The sequence below is a fragment of the Neobacillus drentensis genome (assembly GCF_036965645.1).
In the GTDB taxonomy this organism is placed as follows: domain Bacteria; phylum Bacillota; class Bacilli; order Bacillales; family Cytobacillaceae; genus Neobacillus; species Neobacillus drentensis_D.
In genome coordinates, this window is record NZ_JBALPZ010000003.1 from 1 (window position 1) to 20,481 (window position 20,481).

Consider the following 20,481-nt stretch of genomic DNA (forward strand, 5'->3'; position numbering starts at 1 on the left):
CATATTTTTAAAAGATATCCATTTTTGTGGATATCTTTTTGTTAGTTTTTGATAAACTTATAAAAGTTTAGCAAGAAATGATAATTTGATAGCAATTTTTTATAATACAATGATTCTCCATAATTTATAAAATAGGGTCAACCGGTTAAACAGTCCTACTTTTTATAAGGAAGAAGGTTATACGATGGAAAATAAAAAAATCTCATGGGGGATTGCTCCAATTGGATGGCGCAATGATGACATCCCCGAAATTGGGGCAGAAAATACCTTGTCCCACTTACTCAGTGATATTGTAGTAGCAGGCTTTGATGGAACAGAAGTTGGCGGATTTTTTCCAGAACCTAAAGTATTGAACAAAGAGCTTCAACTTCGCAAATTAAGAATAGCAGGGCAATGGTTTAGCAGTTTTATTATTCGCGACGGTGTGGAAGAAGCCTCTAAAGCTTTCCATAAACATTGCGAGTATTTGAAAGCGGTTAACGCAGCTGTTGCTGTCGTATCAGAACAAACCTATAGTATTCAAGGTACAGGGAAAAATGTTTTCGAAGATAAACCATACTTCACAGATAAAGAATGGGATCAGTTATGCCAGGGACTAAATGAATTGGGGAAAATTGCTGAAGAATATGATTTGAAGCTAGTTTTTCACCATCATATGGGGACGGGCGTACAAACATTAGCCGAGATTGATCGTCTGATGGAAAACACGGATCCGAATCACGTTCATTTGCTGTATGATACCGGCCATATCTTTGTATCCGATGCTGATTATATGACTCTATTAACTAGCCATATCAATCGTATCCATCACGTTCATTTTAAAGATGTGCGTCCAGCGGTAAAAGAACAATGTGAAAAAGAAGGAAAGTCCTTCTTACAATCCTTTTTGGCAGGAATGTTTACCGTTCCTGGTGATGGCTGCATTGATTTTACAGAAGTATACAACAAGCTTTTGGAAACGAATTATTCAGGCTGGATTGTCATTGAAGCAGAACAAGACCCCTCAGTTGCACATCCGTTGGAGTATGCCTTGAAAGCCCGTAATTATATTAATCAAGAATTAATTCCATTAGAAAATGGTTCATTGATTAAAGCTTAAAAAAAACGAACCCTGGGGAGGGAAAATATGAGTAATCAGGCGATTGAAAAACCACGTGATTACCAAAAAGCTTTAAAAAAGATTACGGTTATATCTACATTTGGGGGACTTCTGTTTGGATATGACACCGGTGTGATTAACGGTGCACTACCTTTTATGGCAAAATCTGATCAGCTCAACCTGACACCGGCGACTGAAGGTCTCGTTACCAGTTCATTACTGTTTGGAGCTGCCTTTGGATCCATATTTGGCGGGCGTTTATCCGACCGTTATGGCCGCCGGAAAATGATTCTAAATCTCGCTTTACTATTCTTTATTGCCGCAATTGGCTGTACGCTTTCACCGTCTGCTGGTGTGATGATCGTCTTCCGATTCTTGCTGGGGTTAGCCGTTGGGGCTGCTTCCGTCATGGTGCCATCCTTTTTAGCGGAAATGTCTCCGGTTGAGAAGCGGGGAAGAATGGTTACCCAGAACGAATTAATGATTGTTTCCGGTCAATTGTTAGCATTTGTATTCAATGCCATCCTAGGAAATACAATTGGTGATGGAGTATCACATGTTTGGCGTTATATGTTAGTGATTGCGTCACTTCCAGCTGTGGTCTTATGGTTTGGAATGTTAGCGGTTCCAGAAAGTCCGCGTTGGCTAGCATCAAAAGGAAAACTGGGGGATGCACTAAGAGTCCTTAAAGAAATACGAGAAGCAAATCAAGCTGAATCGGAACTTAACGAGATTAAAGAGAATATGACTCAAGAGTCAGGGACTCAGCACGCAACCTTTGGGGATTTAAATGTACCTTGGGTCCGCCGGATTATCGGGATTGGAATTGGAATTGCCATTGTGCAGCAAATTACTGGTGTTAATTCCATCATGTATTATGGCACTCAGATTCTTGAAAAATCAGGGTTTTCAACCAATGCAGCACTAATCGGTAATATTGCAAATGGTGCCATCTCAGTCATAGCAACCTTTGTCGGTATCTGGCTTTTAGGAAGAATCGGCCGACGACCGATGCTGATTGCTGGCTTGACGGGAACAACGGCAGCACTTGCCCTCATTGGGGTATTCTCTTTAGTACTTAAAGGATCAGCAGCACTTCCGTTTGTCGTTCTTAGCTTGACTGTTATTTTCCTTGCCTTCCAACAGGGAGCTATTTCCCCGGTAACCTGGTTAATGTTATCAGAAATCTTCCCGTTAAAATTACGTGGTATAGGAATGGGTGTAACGGTATTCTGCTTATGGATCACAAACTTTCTCGTTGGGCTGTTTTTCCCAATATTACTAAGTGCAGTGGGCTTATCGGTCACCTTCTTCATTTTCGCTGTGTGTGGGATTGCCGCCATTATCTTTGTGAATAAAGTGTTGCCAGAGACAAGAGGAAAGTCGCTTGAACAGTTAGAAAGTTATTTCCGCAACCATGGACAAGAAAGCCATAAACAAGCTTCCAATCAATAATCTTATCAAACAGTGAATGATTAACGAATTAGGTAAAAAGTGAAAGCGTTGTCTAGGTGTATCACATTAAATACGTAAACATAAAGGAGAGAATCAACATGACTTTAAAATTTGGTGTAGTAGGAACAGGTGCAATTGGCAGAGAGCATATTAATCGAATTACTAATAAATTATCTGGTGGAAAAATTGTCGCTGTCACGGACGTTAATCAGGAATCTGCTAAACAAACGGTAGAAACGTATCAATTAGATGCTGTCGTTTATCCAGACGATCAAGCACTCATTGCCGATGAAAATGTTGATGTTGTCATTGTTACAAGCTGGGGGCCTGCCCATGAAGCAACGGTTGTAGCTGCAGTTGAGGCTGGTAAATATGTGTTTTGTGAAAAGCCGTTAGCGACGACTGCGAAAGGCTGTATGAGAATCGTGGAAGCAGAAATGAAACAAGGTAAAAAATTAGTCCAAGTAGGTTTCATGCGCCGTTACGATAGTGGATATGTTCAATTAAAACAAGCCATTGATAACTACGAAATAGGTGAGCCATTAATGGTTCGTGCGGCACACCGTAATCCAATGGTAGATGAAAATTATGTTACGGAAATGGCAGTAGTAGATACATTAATCCACGAAATTGATGTGCTTCACTGGCTTGTAAATGATGACTATAAATCGGTGCAAGTGGTTTTTCCAAGGAAAACAAAATACTCACATGAAAAGCTGCAGGATCCACAATTATTTACCATCGAAACAGTGGGCGGAATCGTGATGAATGTGGAAGTGTTTGTCAATTGTAAATATGGCTATGATATTCAATGTGAAATCATTGGGGAAGAGGGAGTGGCAAAATTACCTGAATACTCAAGTGTCGTGATGCGTAAGAATGAAAAACTAAGCACAAGCATCTTAAATGATTGGAAATACCGTTTTATGGATGCTTATAATGTTGAAATCCAGGATTTTATTGACTCCATCAACAAAACGGGCGAGCCTCAAGGACCAACTTCATGGGATGGCTATATTGCGGCAGTAACAGCGGATGCATGTGTAAAGGCACAGCAAACAGGTCAAAAAGAGGCGATTATCCTTAATGAAAAACCGGCATTTTATAGTGAGAAGCAGCTTCAAAAGGCTTAATTCTTTTGCATCGTAAAACAATCCTGCGGAAGGTGAACGCCTGATGCGGAAATCGACGGATCAATTTGGATTTTGGTAGCTCGGCAGTAAAACTGTCGAGCTTTTTGTTATATCTTCAGAATGAGGAAAAAAAGAGTTGAAAGAGAAATTAATTATCGACTCAAAAAAAACTGTTGACTTAATAAAAACAATATTATATGATTATCTCGAATTAAAAATAAACAACTTTGAGATACTCACATCTAAGATATAACATCAAGAAGGCGGTGCAAGTTATGGGTTTTTTAAATCGATTATTTGGTAACAACACACCAGAGGAGGAAAATAAAATGACAAAGTTAAATATCGGGATTATTTTAGGAAGCACACGTCAAGGACGCGTTAGTCCACAAGTAGGCGAATGGGTAAAAGGAATTGCTGACAAACGCGGCGATGCTAATTACGAAATCGTTGATATCGCAGACTTCAACCTGCCATTCTTAGGAACTACAGATGGTACAGAACCAGGGATTGCTGAATGGAATCAAAAACTAGCTAGCTTAGATGGTTTCGTATTTGTTGTTCAAGAATACAACCACAGCATCACAGGCGCTTTGAAAAATGCTCTTGATTTTGCACGTGAAGCATGGAATGACAAAGCAGCAGGAATCGTAAGCTATGGTTCAACTGGCGGAGCTCGTGCGGCTGAACACTTACGCGGCATCTTAGGTGAATTAAAAGTGGCAGACGTTCGTACACACCCAACTTTGTCATTATTCACTGACTTCGAAAACGGCAGTGTCTTCAAACCAGCTGAACTACACCTTACAAATGTAACTGCAATGCTTAATGAAGTAGTTTCATGGAGCGGAGCATTAAAAACAATTAGAAACTAAGTTTCTACCTATTAGAACTATTATAAAGGTGTCTGATACCTAAATGGTGTCAGGCACCTTTTTTGCTGGAATAAATACCATCTTCATGGTTAATCCTAAAACGGGAAATTATTATCCGTGAAAGGTGGTTTAGCCATGACTCATAGTTGGTTAAAAGGCTTAGAACTTCAACTTGTAGAAGTACTTACGATGGAAGGAGCTGCCGCCATCCTTTTTTATTTCACGATTTATTCTTTCGTTGGCTGGCTGCTTGAAAATAGTTTTAACTACTTCACCAAGCGGGAATTTTTTAAGGAGAATTTTTTATTTGGTCCCTTTAAACCCATGTATGGGGTCGCCCCGGTGCTACTTGTTTATTTAACTCCACGGGGTTCCCATTGGGTGTATGTACTCCTCCTATGTTTTATTATCCCCACTCTGGTTGAGTATGTTAGCGGGGTATTGCTTCAGAAATTATTTCAAAGACAATGGTGGGATTATTCAGAAACACCGTTTCAGCTGCATGGTCATATTTGTTTACCTTTTTCCATCTGCTGGGGTTTTTTATCTCTAGTTTGTATAAGGTGGATGCATCCCGGAATAATGTCGCTATATGGAAGCATTGAGCCTTTTTGGGCCTGGATCTGGTCAGCTGTCGGACTCTACTTCCTCGCAGACTTCGTCCTCACAATCCGAAAACACACCCTCCAGGATGTCGTTGGTGCCTGACACCATTACCAATCTAAACACTCCTTCTATAGTGAATAATGGAAGGGGTGTTTTACATTTCTCACGAAAGGTTTCCCGTATTTTTGGGAATATTTCGGGCTGGAAATCATATAATCTATAGTTCATATAAGTGGTATTATTAGGTGACTTTCTCCGTATGTACATCAGGATGATTCAAGGGGGAGGAAGAGTATATGCTCGATGTATTTTTATTTGAGGGTCAATTAGTGTGGAACATTCCATTAATGGCAGGTCTTTTTGGTATAGGTGCTATCTATGTTGCATTATTACGATCGCAAACAGAACTCAAAATTCATCCTACCCAACCGGTATTATTCTTCCTCTCTTTATTCCTATTTTACCTCACCATTGGCAGCCCCTTAGCGACGCTTAATCATCTATTATTCAGCTTGCATATGATTCAGATGAGTGTATTATTTTTTGTCATTCCGCCTCTTTTTTTATTAGGAATTCCAGAAACGAACACGCCGGTCATAAAAGAACTGCGCATATCCCCTTTTGCAGCTTTGGTTGCCTTTGCCATCCTGTTGTTCTTTTATCATCTTCAAGCCGTTTTAACGTTTTTAACCTTAAATCCGTTCATTCACAATAGTTATCTGTTCTTACTATTGATTTTATCCTTCATGATATGGCGCCCAATCGTAAGGGAACAGAATAAACAATTTGCTTTCCTTAGTGGAATTTTACTGCTGCCTGCCTGCAGCCAGCTCATTTTGAGCGGACTTTTTGGCAGCGTAACCAACCCGCTCTTAGGTGGAATGATGGCAACTCTTTGTATAACACCTGCTGGACTAAGTTCGCTCGGCATATTTCCGTCAGCATTCAACACAAGGGTTGACCTTATCATTGCCGGAGTGCTGATGATGGGTATGCATAAATTCGCCTTACTTCTGACAGCTCGCTTGAAGAATAAAGTAGTAGAACGTGATTTGACTGAGAATGGCTAAGGGCTGTTCTTTTTTTTGTCTCCAATGATTGTTAGTTCAGCCTTATGAAAAAAAGATTAAAATTTGATTAAATCAAGTAAACTAATAAAAAATAGTGCTAAATTGAAGAAGATGTAATAAATAAAGTTTCTCTACCTTATTAGAAAAGGGGGGCTTACAATGCAGGAACAGCAACGAATTTTGGTTGTTGAGGATGAACGTCAAATCGCCAAAATCATAAAAATTGAACTCGAATACGAGGGTTACGAGGTAGTAGTCGCCTATGATGGAAAAGCGGGCTTGCAGGCGGCACTCACTGAAAAACCTGATTTAATACTATTAGATGTCATGCTTCCTGAGATGAATGGGATTGAGGTGTTAAGAAGGGTCCGAAAAGAAAACAACCTCATTCCCATTATTTTGTTAACAGCACGAAACCTAACGATGGACAAGGTGACAGGCCTTGACCAGGGGGCAAATGATTATATAACCAAACCGTTTGAGATGGAGGAACTATTGGCGCGAGTGCGTTCTACTCTGCGACAAAATGCCATTGCGCTGAAGGCATCCCAGCCGGAGGAATCTATTTTATCCTTTCACGACTTAACCGTAAATCGAGAAACACGCGAGGTAACAAGAGGGGACGCATCCATCACTCTAACCCCGAAGGAATTTGATTTACTGGTTTATTTGTTGGTCAATAAAAATAAAATTGTTACCAGAGAAAATATCCTGTTTCATGTCTGGGGATATGAATATGAAGGAGAAACAAATGTCATTGATGTGTTTATCAGACATTTACGAAAGAAAGTAGAAGAAGGCTTCTCCGAGCCAACCATTATTCAAACAGTGAGGGGAATTGGCTATACCATAAAGGAGAATTAAGCAAATGAAGATAACAACCAAAATAAACATCATGACAACTGCTTGGATTCTCTGTGTATTAGTGGCTGTGAATGCGGTTGTCTTTTTTTCATTTATGAAAATAACCGTCAACATGGAAGATCAGGAGCTTTATCAAAAAGCGAATACCCTGATAAAGGAAATGAAACTGGACAAATCCTCTGCCCTAAAAAAAGACCAATTAACTCCTTATTTAACCATGCATTCTTATATTAGGATTGTTCAATCAGGTTCAAAAACGACAAATGAGGTAACGAATGATAAACAAATGGCAGCAAAAATAAAGCCAAAATTTATTAGTAAAAAAGAAGCGGTCAGAAAAATCATCCATCAGAAGAATCGTGAGGATCAGGTTTTAATTGTTCGGGTCCCTATCCATACTAACGGTCAAACGACTAAGACATTGGAGATAGGCGAGAAACTATCGGGACTAGAACTGGCAAAGGATGTTTTACTATCGATTCAAATCTCTAGTACCATTTTAGGTGCCCTATTAGCAATGCTTGGCGGCCGGTGGTTATCGAATCTAATCATGAGGCCGATTTCCAATATGATTAATACCATGGAAGATATCGAGCAGAGCGGCATCCCGAAAAAAATAGTCATCCAGCATGATACACGAGACGAACTGCAAAAAATGGCAGTCACCTTCAATCGGATGATTGGCAGATTGGAAGAAAATCTTGAAAAACAACGACAATTTATTTCCGACGCTTCCCATGAATTAAAAACCCCACTGACAGTAATCAAAAGTTACGCAGACCATTTATTAAGACGGGGAATTCGTAATGAGTCCGAAGCGCTCGAAGCAATTGAAACCATCCATTCGGAGGCAACAAGGATTCAAAAAATGACAGAAAGATTTCTGGACTTAGCTGATACTGAATCGGAAAATCACTTGGATACCAAGCCAATTGATTTAGTTATATTATGTCAGAACATCATTAAACAACTTAAAAGTGCTTATAAGCGGGAAATCAACCTTTACTTCGCTAATCCATCCATTACGGTGACTGCGGATGAATTAAAGTTGAAACAGGCCATCATTATTATCATTGATAATGCGATTAAATATAGTACAGACAAAATCGATGTGTATCTGAACGAAAATGAACATAATACGATCATTAAGGTGAAAGACTTTGGAATCGGCATCCCGGAATATGAAATTAAAAATATCTTTGACCGATTCTATCGAGTGGACAAGGCTAGAAGCCGCGAAACCGGGGGAACAGGTCTAGGGCTGGCGATTGCGAAAAATATCATGAAACAGCATCACGGTGAAATTAAAATCAGCAGTACGGAAGGTGTAGGAACAGAGGCGGAATTATTTTTACCGAAAAGCTGAGAAAGGAACAATAATGAAGATATTATGGCTAAGCATCGGGTTCATGATCTTGTTCATACTAGTTTATGCGATCATACCAACAGTGCTGATTCGTATAAATAGTTGGGGTATCAAGAAAAGGCTTCAGTCTGATGTTATCGCCATTACCTTTGACGATGGCCCCAATCCCATTTATACTCCGCAGTTGTTGGACCTGTTAAAAAAGTATCAGGTTAAAGCTACCTTTTTTGTGGTGGGCAGTAAGGTACAACGCTATCCAGAGATCGTAAAACGGATGAGCGAGGAAGGACATACGATCGGGATTCATCATTTTCATCATGTCTCAAGCTGGATCTGCTCACCGTTTCGTATTAAAAGAGAGCTAGCCTTAACAGAACTGGCAATAAGGGGATGTACAAATGAAAAGGTCACTTTTTATCGGCCGCCATGGGGGCATTTTAACCTTTTTAGTATGCTCGTTAGCAAACCATACCAAAAGATTATGTGGTCGCATATTTTTGGAGATTGGAAGGTCGAAAAGGCCAGAAACGGTCTGTTGGAGGAGCTGCGGACAACAGTAGAACCAGGGGCAATCCTATTGCTCCATGACTGCGGGGAGACGCTCGGGGCGGATCAAGATGCACCAGGCTGTATGATTAAAAATCTAGAAATATATTTAAAGGAAGCAATGGATAAGGGGACGAAATTTATCACATTAAAGGAATTATAATATGACTATTGAATCGATCCTGCATTATATTAATTTATATGGGTATGTCGTAATCTTTATCTGCTTATTTTTTGGTATCGTCGGGATTCCGGCCCCGGAAGAATCTCTGCTCTTCTTCATTGGGATCCTGTGTGGAGAACATAAACTTTCATTTGAATTAAGCTTAGTGGTCTCCATCCTTGGGGTATTTACCGGTATGCTGTCCGCGTACTCTTGTGGAAAATTTCTAGGCTATCCATTTGTTAAAAAGTTTGGCAAGTATGTAGGAATAACGGATGAACGTTGGAAAAAAGCCGTGGGTTTCTACGAAAAAAATGTTCAGAAAACCATTCTATTTGGATTTTACATGCCAGGACTAAGGCAAATCAGCCCGTATTTTGCCGGGATTACCCAAATCCCTTTTCGAAAATTTGGGCTGCTCTCCCTAGCAGGCACACTTCTATGGACAATCCCAGTTATGTCGACTGGATTTTTTGCAGGAAAGGTCTTTTATATTAATCCAGCGTATATACCATGTGTAGGAATCGCTTCGTTTCTCTTATTTATGACTTACGTATGGTTACGGAAACGAAAAAGAGCCCGTTTAACATCATAGATATCAAAATAGAAAAATAAAAAAACTGAGCCTTAGATAGATTATAGGCTCAGTTTTTTTATTTATCAGATTTGGAGGAAATAGGTAAAGTTTGTCGTAAAAGTAATGGTGGATAAAAAATGAGAGTTGTTTCTAATGGCTAGTGCAAGAGCTTTTATAAAAAATATCCTTGGAGGGATTGGAAATAATGCAGGCATATTTATTTGTGCACTTTAAGGAAAAGAGAACACCGGATGGTGAACAGGTTTACTTCGGAGTTAGTAAGGATGGCTTTATGTGGGAAGAAGTAAATGACGGAAATCCTGTTTTATGGAGTTATTATGGTGATAAAGGAGTTAGAGATTTTACGATTACAAGGACAAAAGAAGGCAGATTTGTTATTTTAGCAACAGACTTAAGTTTGTCATACGGTATGTTGAATCAATACCAGCATTCATGGGATGAAATCGGCAGAAACGGAAGCAAATGCCTGGTACTTTGGGAGTCTGATGATTTGATTCACTGGTCAGATCAGAGAATGGTCAAACTGGGAGATGAAGACTTCGGCTGTTTGTGGGCACCGGATGTGATCTATGATAAGAAGAATGATGATTACGTCATTCACTGGTCATCCTCCCATAGCAGCAATAACTACGGGGAAAAGGGAATTTATTATTCTCGAACCAAAGATTTCGTGAATTTTACCAAAGCGCAAGTATTGTATCGTAAAGAAGACAGTGGAGTCATTGATTCTGCCATGTATGAGGAAGAGGGAAAGTATTATTTATTCTTAAAAAGTGAAAAGAATCCTTCTAGAATTATTCTAATGGAATCAGAGAATATAACGGGACCATTTGAGAAGATAGAAGACTTTGATCAAAGCATGGAAGCACTTCAAGAAGGACTATATGAAGCTCCAACAGCAGTTAAACTAGAAGATGGCAGATGGTGCTTATTCTTGGATTTTTATGGCTGTTCCGCAGAAGAACAAGGTTATGTTCCGTTTATAGCTGACAAAATGTCAACAGGAAACTTTATTCGTTCCGACCAATCATTTAAGTTCCCTTACGGCTACAAACATGGAACCATTTTAACGATTACCATGGAAGAATATGAACGATTGAAATCTTATAAAAAAATGCCATCAGAGTATTAGGCATCTAAAGAATTTTCCTAAGAAAATGATAGCCCAGTTCAAGTTGAACTGGGCCATTTTACTTAAAAAAACTCTGAACGCTTCATTAAAAATCTATTAAAAACCCATCTTTCACAAAAATGAGTGGTACAGTAAATTAGGACATAAAGTAAGGAGCTGGACAAAATGAAAAAAATCTTGTTTTTACCACTCTTACAAATGCCATCTGGCCATCATCAAGTTGCAGAGGCATTAATGGATACATTAACAAATCATACCTCCAATCTTACAGTTAAGAAAATAGATATATTAAGCTACACCAATAAGTCACTCGAAAAAATGATTTCCAACGGTTATTTAAATTGGATTCGCTATGCACCAGAATCCTATAATCGAGCTTACAAAAATTTCTTTTATTTGCCTGATGCTAAACAACAGACCTTTAAATGGTATCAGCCGTTATTTTTAAAAAAATTGGAACAATTGCTGCTAGAGGAAGAACCTGATTTACTCGTTTGCACGCACGGCTTTCCTTCACAACTTCTTAGCATTTTAAAGAAGAAAGGGAAATGCCACATTCCAGTCATCAATGTCTATACAGACTTTTTTGTGAATAGTGTTTGGGGCAAAACAGGGATTGATGCCCATTTTGTGCCCAGCCAACAGGTAAAGGAAACGCTGTTCAAGAAATTTCAGATACCAAAGCACCAAATGATGGTAACAGGTATTCCTGTGCATAGAGAAATTACAAGGAACGACCAGGCTCATAAAACTCAGCATGCGCGGCCCAAAATATTAATTGCCGGTGGAAATAGCGGCTTAGGCGGGATCGGTAAGCTGCTGGATGAGTTAAAACAGTCAACTGAATTAGATTATCTCGTGTTATGCGGGAAAAATAAAAAATTATATGAAGAAATTCTTTCCTGGGATCTTGAACATATTCAGCCGCTTCCATATCTCTCTTCAAGGTCAGCTATGAATGACCTTTATGACGAGGTGGATGCAATCATGTCAAAGCCGGGCGGTGTAACGGTGAGTGAAACATTGCACAAGAAGCTTCCTACCTTTGTTCATTCCATGCTCCCAGGACAGGAAAAAATCAACATGCGCTTTTTAAAAGAACAAAAGCTGGTATTTGTTATTGATCAGGACCAACCAATCGAACAGCAATTAGTAACGGTGCTGCACGATCCTAAAAAAATGAAAGAATGGGAACAAGCCATCGATTCCTATCAAAGTGGGATCGAGCTCGATTGCCAGGAAGCAGTCGTCGAAGCAATTCTAGATGTGTTGTACCAGCAGCCGCAAAGTGCAGCATCGGAAGTCATCCTTTCGTCGGCCGTATTACAACGTGCAGGTGCACAATAAGGAAGGAGAATTAAGATGTCTCATATAGATTATTCCGTTTTTCAACTCATAAATCATCTGGCCGTTAGTGACCGTTTTTTAAACCCATTGATGATTTTTTTAGCCGAAAAGGCCCAGTATTTCTTTTTTGCAGCCATTCTTTTTTATTGGTTTTATCCAAAACCTAATAACCGAAAAATGATCGTAGAGGTGATCCTGTCCGTCTGTATCGCCCTCAGTCTCAACGGGGTGATCGGTCACTTTTATTACCGGGCCCGGCCTTTTGTAGCCCATCATGTTAATTGGCTGATTCCCCATGCAAGAAATGCTTCGTTTCCAAGTGACCATGCGACAGCAGCATTTGTAATCGCAACAGCTATTTGGATTTGGATCAAACGTGATGGCTGGATTTGGCTGGTTTTAGCAGCAGGAATCGCCTTGTCCCGAGTTTGGACAGGCGTCCACTATCCATTGGATGTCACTGCGGGAATGCTGATTGGGGTTAGCGTTGCCTTGGCAGTACATTATTTAGTTGTTCAATCAGACAAACTGAACAAATTGATTGAAAGAACCATTGGGATGTATGAGAGTGTGGAAGGGACGATCCTGAAAAAGACTAATATGCTTAGAAAGAGATAGGCATCTCTGTTATTCCGCAAAGCATCAACGGCCTGCCGCGAATGCATTTGGGACGGAGTTCAGCGGGATCCAGTGGCTTCATCATCTTTTTCCATCGATGCTCGCCTATGCACTGAGTCAGACCATTACAAGACTGTTTGCGAACTGAAAAAGACCTTTAACCAAAAAGATTCAGCCTGGAAAATTTACCTTTATCAAGTCATGTAGGGAGGGAAATTTCAGATGAAGAATAAACCAATCTTAACGATTGTGGTTCCATGCTATAACGAAGAAGCGGTATTGAATGAAACCATGTTGCAATTGACTAAAGTAATTGTACAGTTAATCGAGGATTCGCTTGTTTCAAAAAATAGTAAACTATTATTTGTAGATGATGGCAGTAAGGATCAAACCTGGAACATGATAGAGAGCGAGTGCGAGAAAAATAGCTTTGTTACCGGGCTGAAGTTAGCCGGCAATGTTGGTCATCAGAACGCACTCATTGCCGGTCTCGAAACTGCCAATCAATACTCCGATTGCGTGATTTCGATCGATGCCGATCTTCAGGATGATATCAATGTGATTGAAACCTTTGTTGAGAAATACTGGGAAGGGATCGATATTGTTTATGGTGTGAGGGATAGTCGCGAAACAGATACCTTCTTTAAACGGAACACCGCTTTATTTTTCTATCGGTTCATGGAGCGGATTGGCATTAAACTGATCCCAAATCATGCCGATTTTCGGCTGATGAGTAAGCGGGCATTGGATGAACTATTGAAATATAAGGAGACCAATTTGTTTTTGCGTGGTTTAGTACCCTTAGTTGGATTTACCTCTGCAAAGGTCTATTATGATCGAAAAGAAAGGCTGGCGGGAGAATCAAAATACCCGTTGAAAAAGATGATCGCCTTCGCCTTTGATGGAATGACTTCCTTCAGTGTAGCGCCGATTCGTTTTGTTACCTTTTTAGGTTTTCTCGCTGTTCTGGTTAGTGCATTGGTGGGCGGCTACGCGATCGTTCAAGAACTCTTAGGGCATACTGAGTCTGGCTGGACATCGTTAGTGATTTCGATCTGGTTTGTGGGCGGGCTGCAGTTAATGGGAATCGGGATCATTGGTGAGTATATCGGTAAAATTTATCGTGAAGTAAAGCGGCGTCCAAGGTACGCAATTGAAGTGGACCGTTTCACAGCGATGTTTAAGGAAGAACTGCAGGAACCTGTTTTTAAATAATGAAAAGGACCCATTGGGTTCTTTTTTTTGTTAAAAGGGTACAGGTAAACGGACCCCATTCCGAAATTTTTGACAAGCCCCCTCCGAACTTTAGGCAAAATCGTCCGAAGTAGGTAGAGGTTCAGACAGGATTATTGGGTAAATAATCATGAAGGGAGTCCGAAGTAGCTTAAGTTAAGAAAAGGCGGGCATAAATAGCTCAATTTAAACTAAAACATTTTTTACTCTACTGAATAATGTAGTATACACTGGTTTATCAATATCACAATATTTTCACACAATTTTATTGACATTCAAATGCTCATTTGAATATCATATAATAAAACGGATATTTGAATAAAGAAGGTGACGAAGGTTGAAAGAACAGGATGTTTGCGAAGTTACCTGTGTCGATAGCGAAAAAACTACTCGAGTGAAGCAGCAGATCACACAAGGAAATATCTTCGATGTAACCAAGCTTTTTAAAGCACTATCTGACGAAACCCGCCTGAAAATTGCTTTTGCCCTAACGCTTGAAAAAGAACTATGTGTTTGTGATGTCGCTCATATTGTCGGCGCCACAACTGCAACCGCTTCTCATCATTTGCGTCACTTGAAAAGCCTCGGTCTTGCGAAATACCGTAAAGAGGGAAAACTTGTCTATTATTCCCTTGATGATGAACACGTCAAACAATTAATCCATATTGCGTTTTCTCACCAGCAAGAGGTGGCTGGCCGTGAGTAAGACAACGGTGAAAGCAAAGGGAAACGAATCCTTTTCAAAGTGAAAGAATAGAGAAATGATGAATGGGAAAATAAAGATTAGAAAAGACTAGCCTTAATCGGAATATTTTCGTTTTAGAAAGAGAATAGAGCAACTTAACACTAAGAGCTCTGGGGGGATAAACATGGGTCATCATCACCATCATGGCCATTCACACGAACATGGTCATCATCATCACACTCCAGCAAATTATGGATTTGCCTTTGGAGTTGGTATCACTTTAAACATAATCTTTATCATTATAGAAGTCATTTATGGATTACTTGGCGACTCACTAGCACTACTAGCCGATGCAGGACATAATTTAAGCGATGTTCTAGGATTGGTGATTGCTTGGATCGCTGTGTGGTTAGGGAAAAAAGCCCCTACCATCAAGCGGACATACGGCTTTAAGAAAAGTTCGATTCTTGCAGCTCTTTTTAATGCAGTATTTCTACTCGTAGCCATAGGGGCTATTGCATGGGAGGCCGTTCAGCGTTTCTCCTCTCCAGCCCCAGTTGCTGGGAAGACCGTTATCATTGTAGCACTGATTGGAATTGTCATTAACTCGATTACTGCCTTCCTATTCATGTCTGGCAGGAAAAATGACTTAAACATTCGCGGTGCTTATTTACACATGGTTGCTGACGCAGTGGTTTCTTTAGGAGTTGTTGTATCCGGTTTTATTATGCTATGGTCCGGCTGGCAATGGATCGACCCGCTTGTCAGTCTCGTGATTGCAATTGTTATTTTTATAGGGACCTGGGGATTATTAAGTGAATCCTTAAATTTATCTCTGGATGCCGTTCCGGATGGGATTGATATTCAAAAATTAAAAACGTATTTAACGAATCTGCCTACCGTGATGGAAGTACATGATTTACATGTGTGGGGAATGAGTACAACAGAGCCAGCCTTAACTGTGCACCTTGTCCGATCGGATATAACGGACAACGACCAATTGTTACAGCGGGTAAGTAAAGAATTGCATGACCAATTTGGAATTGAACACACCACCGTTCAAATCGAAAAAGGAACCTTTTCTTGTTCCCAAGCACCAGCTGATACTATATAAGCAGTACAATATGCAAAGATCCTATAAATGTTAAAAAACCTGTCCTTATTTAATTCCAAGGACAGGTTTTTATTGTACATTAATGAAACTCTACATTTATTAAAAACGTGGATGTTGATTTCCGCTCCAATCAACATCATTTCAAAATCAACTATAACCTTTACCACAGCCAAAAGATAAAACATTCCTACTTTGGTTATATGAAAATCCATACTTTCTGCAAATTTTTATAGTAGGATAGATTTGTAACAAAATTTAGGAGGTTTTAAAATGAAAACTAATAAATGGTTGTTTGGAATTGTTTCTTTGTTATTCATGTTCATGCTAGCGGCTTGCTCTAATAATAGTAATGAAAAGAGCTCTGATAAAAGTTCGAATACAGCCCATGAAAGTATGGACATGGGTGATATGGACCATTCTGGTTCAGGTAAAGTTCCGGAAGGATTAAAAAAAGCAGAGAACCCAACCTATAAAGTAGGAAGCCAAGCCATTATAAAAGCAGATCATATGGAGGGCATGAACGGTGCAGAAGCAACCATTGTAGGAGCATATGATACGATTGCTTATGCTGTTACCTATACACCGACTACAGGGGGAGAACCGGTAAAAAATCATAAATGGGTTATTCAAGAAGAAATTAAAGATGCTGGTGACCAAACATTAGAACCTGGAACAAAAGTTACCATAGAAGCAGACCACATGGATGGTATGAAAGGTGCGGCTGGTACCATCGATTCAGCAGAAAAAACAACGGTATATATGGTTGATTACACTCCAACTACTGGCGGAGATAAAGTCACCAATCATCAGTGGGTAACAGAAAGTGAACTTTCTGCTAAATAATTAATTCAGGAATTGTATGAAAAAATGTTATATATGATTTAGGAAAAAGGGGTTGCGTGCAATCCCTTTTTCCTTTGCAATATCGACCCCATAATATTTGATATTCATATCATTGCCACAATTTCTGAATTTTTTTATGTTAATCTATTTTTATTAAATTCTATTGATAGGTGATATCGTGTACAATTTATTTAGCCAAATAAGTGCGGTATTAAGTAGACCATTTTTTAGTATGGCCAATAGCTTAAAAGCTTGGCCCATTGTGTTTGCCTTAATTTTGGGATTAGTAGGAGCACTTGCACCATGTCAGCTTACAGGAAATATTAGTGCAGTAACTCTTTATGGCAACCGCTCTATTCAAAGGAAAATTGCCTGGAAAGATGTAACTTATTTCACTATAGGAAAAATAGTAGCTTTTTCTTTATTAGGTGTTTTGGTTTGGACTCTAGGAAGAGGATTTGAACAAAGTCTCCCATTATATTTTCCATGGCTGCGGAGAATAATGGGGCCATTATTAATCTTTGTTGGTTTGTTTATGTTGGGGGTTCTCAAATTTAAAGGGACATTCCAACTATTAAAGCTTTCAAAAGAATACAAACATGAAAATCCATTTGCGTCTTTTATGCTAGGTCTTAGTTTTTCACTAGCGTTTTGCCCAACTATGTTTGTATTATTTTTTGTCACCTTAATGCCAGTAGTGGTATCTAGTCCATACGGTTTTATTTTGCCGCCCACGTTTGCCATTGGAACAGCTATTCCACTCTTAATTGTCATCTTCTTCATTTGGTACCTTGGCGGCAGTGGCGTGATATTGAAAAAGGGAGAAAATTGGGGATGGTTATTCAACGAATTGCTGGTGCCCTGATGTTCCTTTTAGGAGTTTTAGATACCATAACTTATTGGTCCCTATAGAGGAAAAATGGTAAACCCATTAAAAAGAAGGAGATTCTCCTTCTTTTTTAATGGGTTTATAAAGTTTTTTATTTTTTCATTGTCTCTTTAGAACAGTGTATTTGCTAGAATTAAATATTAGGGCTAATTTTTACTGTTTTAAGCTAATGGTAAAGCTTGTTCCATGTCCAACTTCGCTTTCAACAGAAATTTCTCCTCCGTGAGCTTCCACTATTTGTTTGACAATAGCAAGGCCCAATCCAAACCCGCCGGTCACTCTTGATCGGGATTTCTCCACTCTATATAAACGGTCAAAAATATAAGGAAGATCTTCTTGGGGAATGCCTATTCCCTGATCCTTTATGGTCATTTTAATTGTTTCATTCTCCTCACTTACTTGTAAATACGTGGTTGTATTCTCTTGTGAATATTTAAGACTGTTATCTAGCAAATTTAATAGAACTTGTTCAAAGCGGGAAGGGTCTATACTGAAATCAATATTTTGGTTACAAACTAACTTCAGTTCGATTCCTTTATGATGAAAGGCCGGTAAAACCTTTTGATAAATGGATTGTAAAAAAACACATAAATCAACCTTTTCTTTAGAAATCGAAAACGTATTTTGGTCCAATTTTGCCAGATCAAATAATTCTTTAAGTAATTCGCTCACACGTTGAGATTCCTCATGGATAATATCCAGGTACTTAAATCTCTCTGCTTCATCAAGCTCCTTCCTTTTAGCTATATCAGCATAGCCCTTAATATAAGTTAAGGGAGTTCGAAGTTCATGAGAAATAGTGGCCAAAAACTCATCTCTCTCTTGTTTTAAATAGTTTAAGTCATTTGCAAGCGTCTGTATGGATTGTGACAATTCACCAAGTTCATCTTTAGAAGGAGGTGGAAGTGTGACGGAAAAATCCCCTTTGCTCAGCTTTTTTGTTGCTTCCTTCATTGAAATAAGCGGCTTGGTGACGGCCTTAGATAAAAAGAAAACCGTTATGAAGATAAAGATAAGGACTAATAATGAGGCCAAAAGTAAATGTTTGTTCAATTCCGAGATTAACTTTTGAACTTCATCCGTTTTTCTGAACATATACACGTATCCAGCTTTTTTTCCATCCTTATTATTAAATGCAGAAACCGTTGCAATATATTTTTCGTTTTGCCAATCCGGTTGAAGAATCCTACCGTTTCTAGGAATATTATTCATCCGTTTATTTAATAAATCCTCGATATTCTTATTGATCTTAGCCGAAGAAACCAAAATTCCCCCATTTGTATCTGTAATCACCACTTCTGTATCAGTCTGCGACTCCATTAAACCAATATGATGTAAGGTTGCTGAATCAGAGTTGATTTCTAATACAGCGCGGTGACTATTGCCTCGTGCCTGAAGTGCACTTAGCTCCTGATGAACTTGTGAGTGTACTAATTTATTATGTAAGAAAATCATAGAAAAAGCTTCGATAAAAACGATACAAATAAAAAACCACAAACCTAATTTAATGGATATTTTCATGCGGTACACCTCTTGTTTTAATACAACTATTTTAAATGACTATTGTGAAGAAAGTTTGCAGAAGTTGTGAATGATTTAGGTTAATTTATCCCTAGAACCAAGGAATAACTCTTTTTAAGCAGCCATTTAAAATCTAGTCTTTTTTTAGATGTTACTAAGTTCGTTAGACAATTAAAAAAGCCCCTATCAATAAGATAAGGACTTTTAAAACTAGAATTGTCTTGCTCCGAGATAACGAGATTTCCAGTAAGAGATATTCATGTCGGAAATTTCAACTCCTTGGGACCCAGAATGAATAAACCTACCATTCCCTACGTAGATTCCCATATGTGAAGGTCCAGCTTTATACGTTTCATAATAGACAAAATCACCAACAGATAAAGTAGACACAGGTTTCATCATGTTCCAGTATCCAGCAACAGTCGAACGAGAGACCTTTTTTTGTTTGTTGACTACATAGTAAATAAATCCACTGCAATCAAATCCGCTTGGAGTATTTCCTCCCCATTTGTAGGGGCTGCCAATCACTGTTTTTGCGTCTTGAACCAACTTGGTTTTATTAATGAAGGACACTGCAGGTTTAGCGGCTGTGGGAGTTGGAGCAACTGGCGATGTGACAGTACCACTGCTAACTTTTAATTTTTGACCTATTCTAATTAAATCCGATTTTAATCCATTCCACGATTTTAATTGTGCTACAGTTTTCCCATATTTCTTGGCGATTGATGATAAGGTATCACCAGATTTTACCGTATATACTACTGAAGATGGACTGGTGCTGGGTTTAGTCACGACCGTACCTTTTTCAGGTATGTATAAACTTTGACCTATAAAGATTCTATCACTTGATAATTTATTAGCCGTCTTAATCTCTGAAACTGATATATTATATTGTTTAGAATACTTAGATAAAGTATCCCCGCTTTTAACTTTGATTGTCGCAGCCATGGCTGACGTACTATATAAGGATGTCCCGAATACTGTAGCTGTAACTAATGCTATAAACTTCTTTTTCATGTGTATCCCCTTGCTAATTAATTTTCTATCTGTACTTTTAGTTTACATACTGATTAGATAAATTTATATAATATGTCGAAAAACGTAACCTAACTGTAAGGAATTTGTAATATTTTGTAGTTTTATATAATGATAGTTTGAAATAAAGGATAAATGCACAGATTCTCCATATTTATTTGCTAAAGTTAATATAGAAGCAATGTCTCATTTTGAACAATCATCTTTCACAGTGACCTGGATATATGGACAAATTGTGAAAGTCGAGTTTAAAACAATAAAATTTATTGAATGCCTATTTACATAGGGT

The 20,481-nt window shown here is 38.8% G+C and carries 19 protein-coding genes and 2 pseudogenes; 19 read left to right on the forward strand and 2 right to left on the reverse strand.

The features are described from left to right. The first annotated feature begins 184 nt into the window (after positions 1-184). From iolE to V7266_RS00300, 19 genes and pseudogenes are all read left to right on the forward strand, one after another. Complete coding sequence (gene iolE, locus V7266_RS00210; protein ID WP_335465105.1) at positions 185-1,099, forward strand: myo-inosose-2 dehydratase; 915 nt, start codon at positions 185-187, stop codon at positions 1,097-1,099. Positions 1,100-1,126: 27 nt separating this feature from the next. Further along, complete coding sequence (locus V7266_RS00215; RefSeq protein WP_335465106.1) at positions 1,127-2,554, forward strand: sugar porter family MFS transporter; 1,428 nt, start codon at positions 1,127-1,129, stop codon at positions 2,552-2,554. Positions 2,555-2,652: 98 nt separating this feature from the next. Continuing rightward, entirely contained in the window at positions 2,653-3,687 is a 1,035-nt protein-coding gene (locus V7266_RS00220) for a Gfo/Idh/MocA family protein (RefSeq protein ID WP_335465107.1), read from the forward strand. A 275-nt stretch (positions 3,688-3,962) separates the two neighbouring features. Continuing rightward, positions 3,963-4,562: an NADPH-dependent FMN reductase gene (locus V7266_RS00225; protein ID WP_335465108.1), complete on the forward strand. Its 600-nt coding sequence runs from the start codon at positions 3,963-3,965 to the stop codon at positions 4,560-4,562. 135 nt (positions 4,563-4,697) lie between these two features. Beyond that, positions 4,698-5,270: a putative ABC transporter permease gene (locus V7266_RS00230; RefSeq protein WP_335465109.1), complete on the forward strand. Its 573-nt coding sequence runs from the start codon at positions 4,698-4,700 to the stop codon at positions 5,268-5,270. Positions 5,271-5,464: 194 nt separating this feature from the next. After that, a complete protein-coding gene (locus tag V7266_RS00235) occupies positions 5,465-6,238 on the forward strand; it encodes a cytochrome c oxidase assembly protein (protein WP_335465110.1) in 774 nt (257 codons plus the stop codon). Positions 6,239-6,397: 159 nt separating this feature from the next. Then, the gene (locus V7266_RS00240; RefSeq protein WP_335465112.1) at positions 6,398-7,102 is read left to right on the forward strand and encodes a response regulator transcription factor; all 705 of its coding nucleotides are present in this window, start codon (positions 6,398-6,400) and stop codon (positions 7,100-7,102) included. Between the two features lie 4 nt (positions 7,103-7,106). Then, on the forward strand, positions 7,107-8,468 hold the full coding sequence (locus V7266_RS00245; protein ID WP_335465114.1) for a sensor histidine kinase: 1,362 nt from the start codon (positions 7,107-7,109) through the stop codon (positions 8,466-8,468). 13 nt (positions 8,469-8,481) lie between these two features. Continuing rightward, entirely contained in the window at positions 8,482-9,177 is a 696-nt protein-coding gene (locus tag V7266_RS00250) for a polysaccharide deacetylase family protein (protein WP_335465116.1), read from the forward strand. Position 9,178: 1 nt separating this feature from the next. Beyond that, positions 9,179-9,772: a DedA family protein gene (locus tag V7266_RS00255; protein WP_335465118.1), complete on the forward strand. Its 594-nt coding sequence runs from the start codon at positions 9,179-9,181 to the stop codon at positions 9,770-9,772. 187 nt (positions 9,773-9,959) lie between these two features. After that, positions 9,960-10,907 carry a glycoside hydrolase family 43 protein gene (locus V7266_RS00260; RefSeq protein WP_335465120.1) on the forward strand — a complete coding sequence of 316 codons (948 nt, stop codon included), beginning with the start codon at positions 9,960-9,962 and terminating at the stop codon, positions 10,905-10,907. Between the two features lie 165 nt (positions 10,908-11,072). After that, positions 11,073-12,254 (forward strand): MGDG synthase family glycosyltransferase, encoded by a 1,182-nt coding sequence (locus tag V7266_RS00265; RefSeq protein ID WP_335465122.1) that lies wholly within the window; start codon positions 11,073-11,075, stop codon positions 12,252-12,254. A 15-nt stretch (positions 12,255-12,269) separates the two neighbouring features. Then, on the forward strand, positions 12,270-12,872 hold the full coding sequence (locus V7266_RS00270) for an undecaprenyl-diphosphatase (RefSeq protein WP_335465124.1): 603 nt from the start codon (positions 12,270-12,272) through the stop codon (positions 12,870-12,872). A 5-nt stretch (positions 12,873-12,877) separates the two neighbouring features. Then, positions 12,878-13,014: pseudogene (locus V7266_RS00275) on the forward strand (DUF6044 family protein); the annotation flags it as partial. An 80-nt stretch (positions 13,015-13,094) separates the two neighbouring features. Further along, positions 13,095-14,087, forward strand: coding sequence for a glycosyltransferase family 2 protein (locus V7266_RS00280; RefSeq protein WP_335465125.1), 993 nt, complete (start codon positions 13,095-13,097; stop codon positions 14,085-14,087). A gap of 355 nt (positions 14,088-14,442) precedes the next feature. Then, on the forward strand, positions 14,443-14,811 hold the full coding sequence (locus V7266_RS00285; RefSeq protein ID WP_335465127.1) for an ArsR/SmtB family transcription factor: 369 nt from the start codon (positions 14,443-14,445) through the stop codon (positions 14,809-14,811). Between the two features lie 163 nt (positions 14,812-14,974). Continuing rightward, positions 14,975-15,904: a cation diffusion facilitator family transporter gene (locus tag V7266_RS00290; protein ID WP_335465129.1), complete on the forward strand. Its 930-nt coding sequence runs from the start codon at positions 14,975-14,977 to the stop codon at positions 15,902-15,904. A 270-nt stretch (positions 15,905-16,174) separates the two neighbouring features. Beyond that, positions 16,175-16,747, forward strand: coding sequence for a YdhK family protein (locus V7266_RS00295; protein WP_335465131.1), 573 nt, complete (start codon positions 16,175-16,177; stop codon positions 16,745-16,747). A 178-nt stretch (positions 16,748-16,925) separates the two neighbouring features. Continuing rightward, a pseudogene (locus tag V7266_RS00300) lies at positions 16,926-17,659 on the forward strand (urease accessory protein UreH domain-containing protein). A 130-nt stretch (positions 17,660-17,789) separates the two neighbouring features. On the opposite strand, the gene V7266_RS00305 reads toward V7266_RS00300, so the two are convergent. Together V7266_RS00305 and V7266_RS00310 are read right to left on the reverse strand one after the other, a co-directional pair. Then, a complete protein-coding gene (locus tag V7266_RS00305) occupies positions 17,790-19,157 on the reverse strand; it encodes a sensor histidine kinase (protein WP_335465132.1) in 1,368 nt (455 codons plus the stop codon). Between the two features lie 210 nt (positions 19,158-19,367). Continuing rightward, the gene (locus tag V7266_RS00310) at positions 19,368-20,174 is read right to left on the reverse strand and encodes a C40 family peptidase (RefSeq protein WP_335465134.1); all 807 of its coding nucleotides are present in this window, start codon (positions 20,172-20,174) and stop codon (positions 19,368-19,370) included. Between the last annotated feature and the right edge of the window lie 307 nt (positions 20,175-20,481).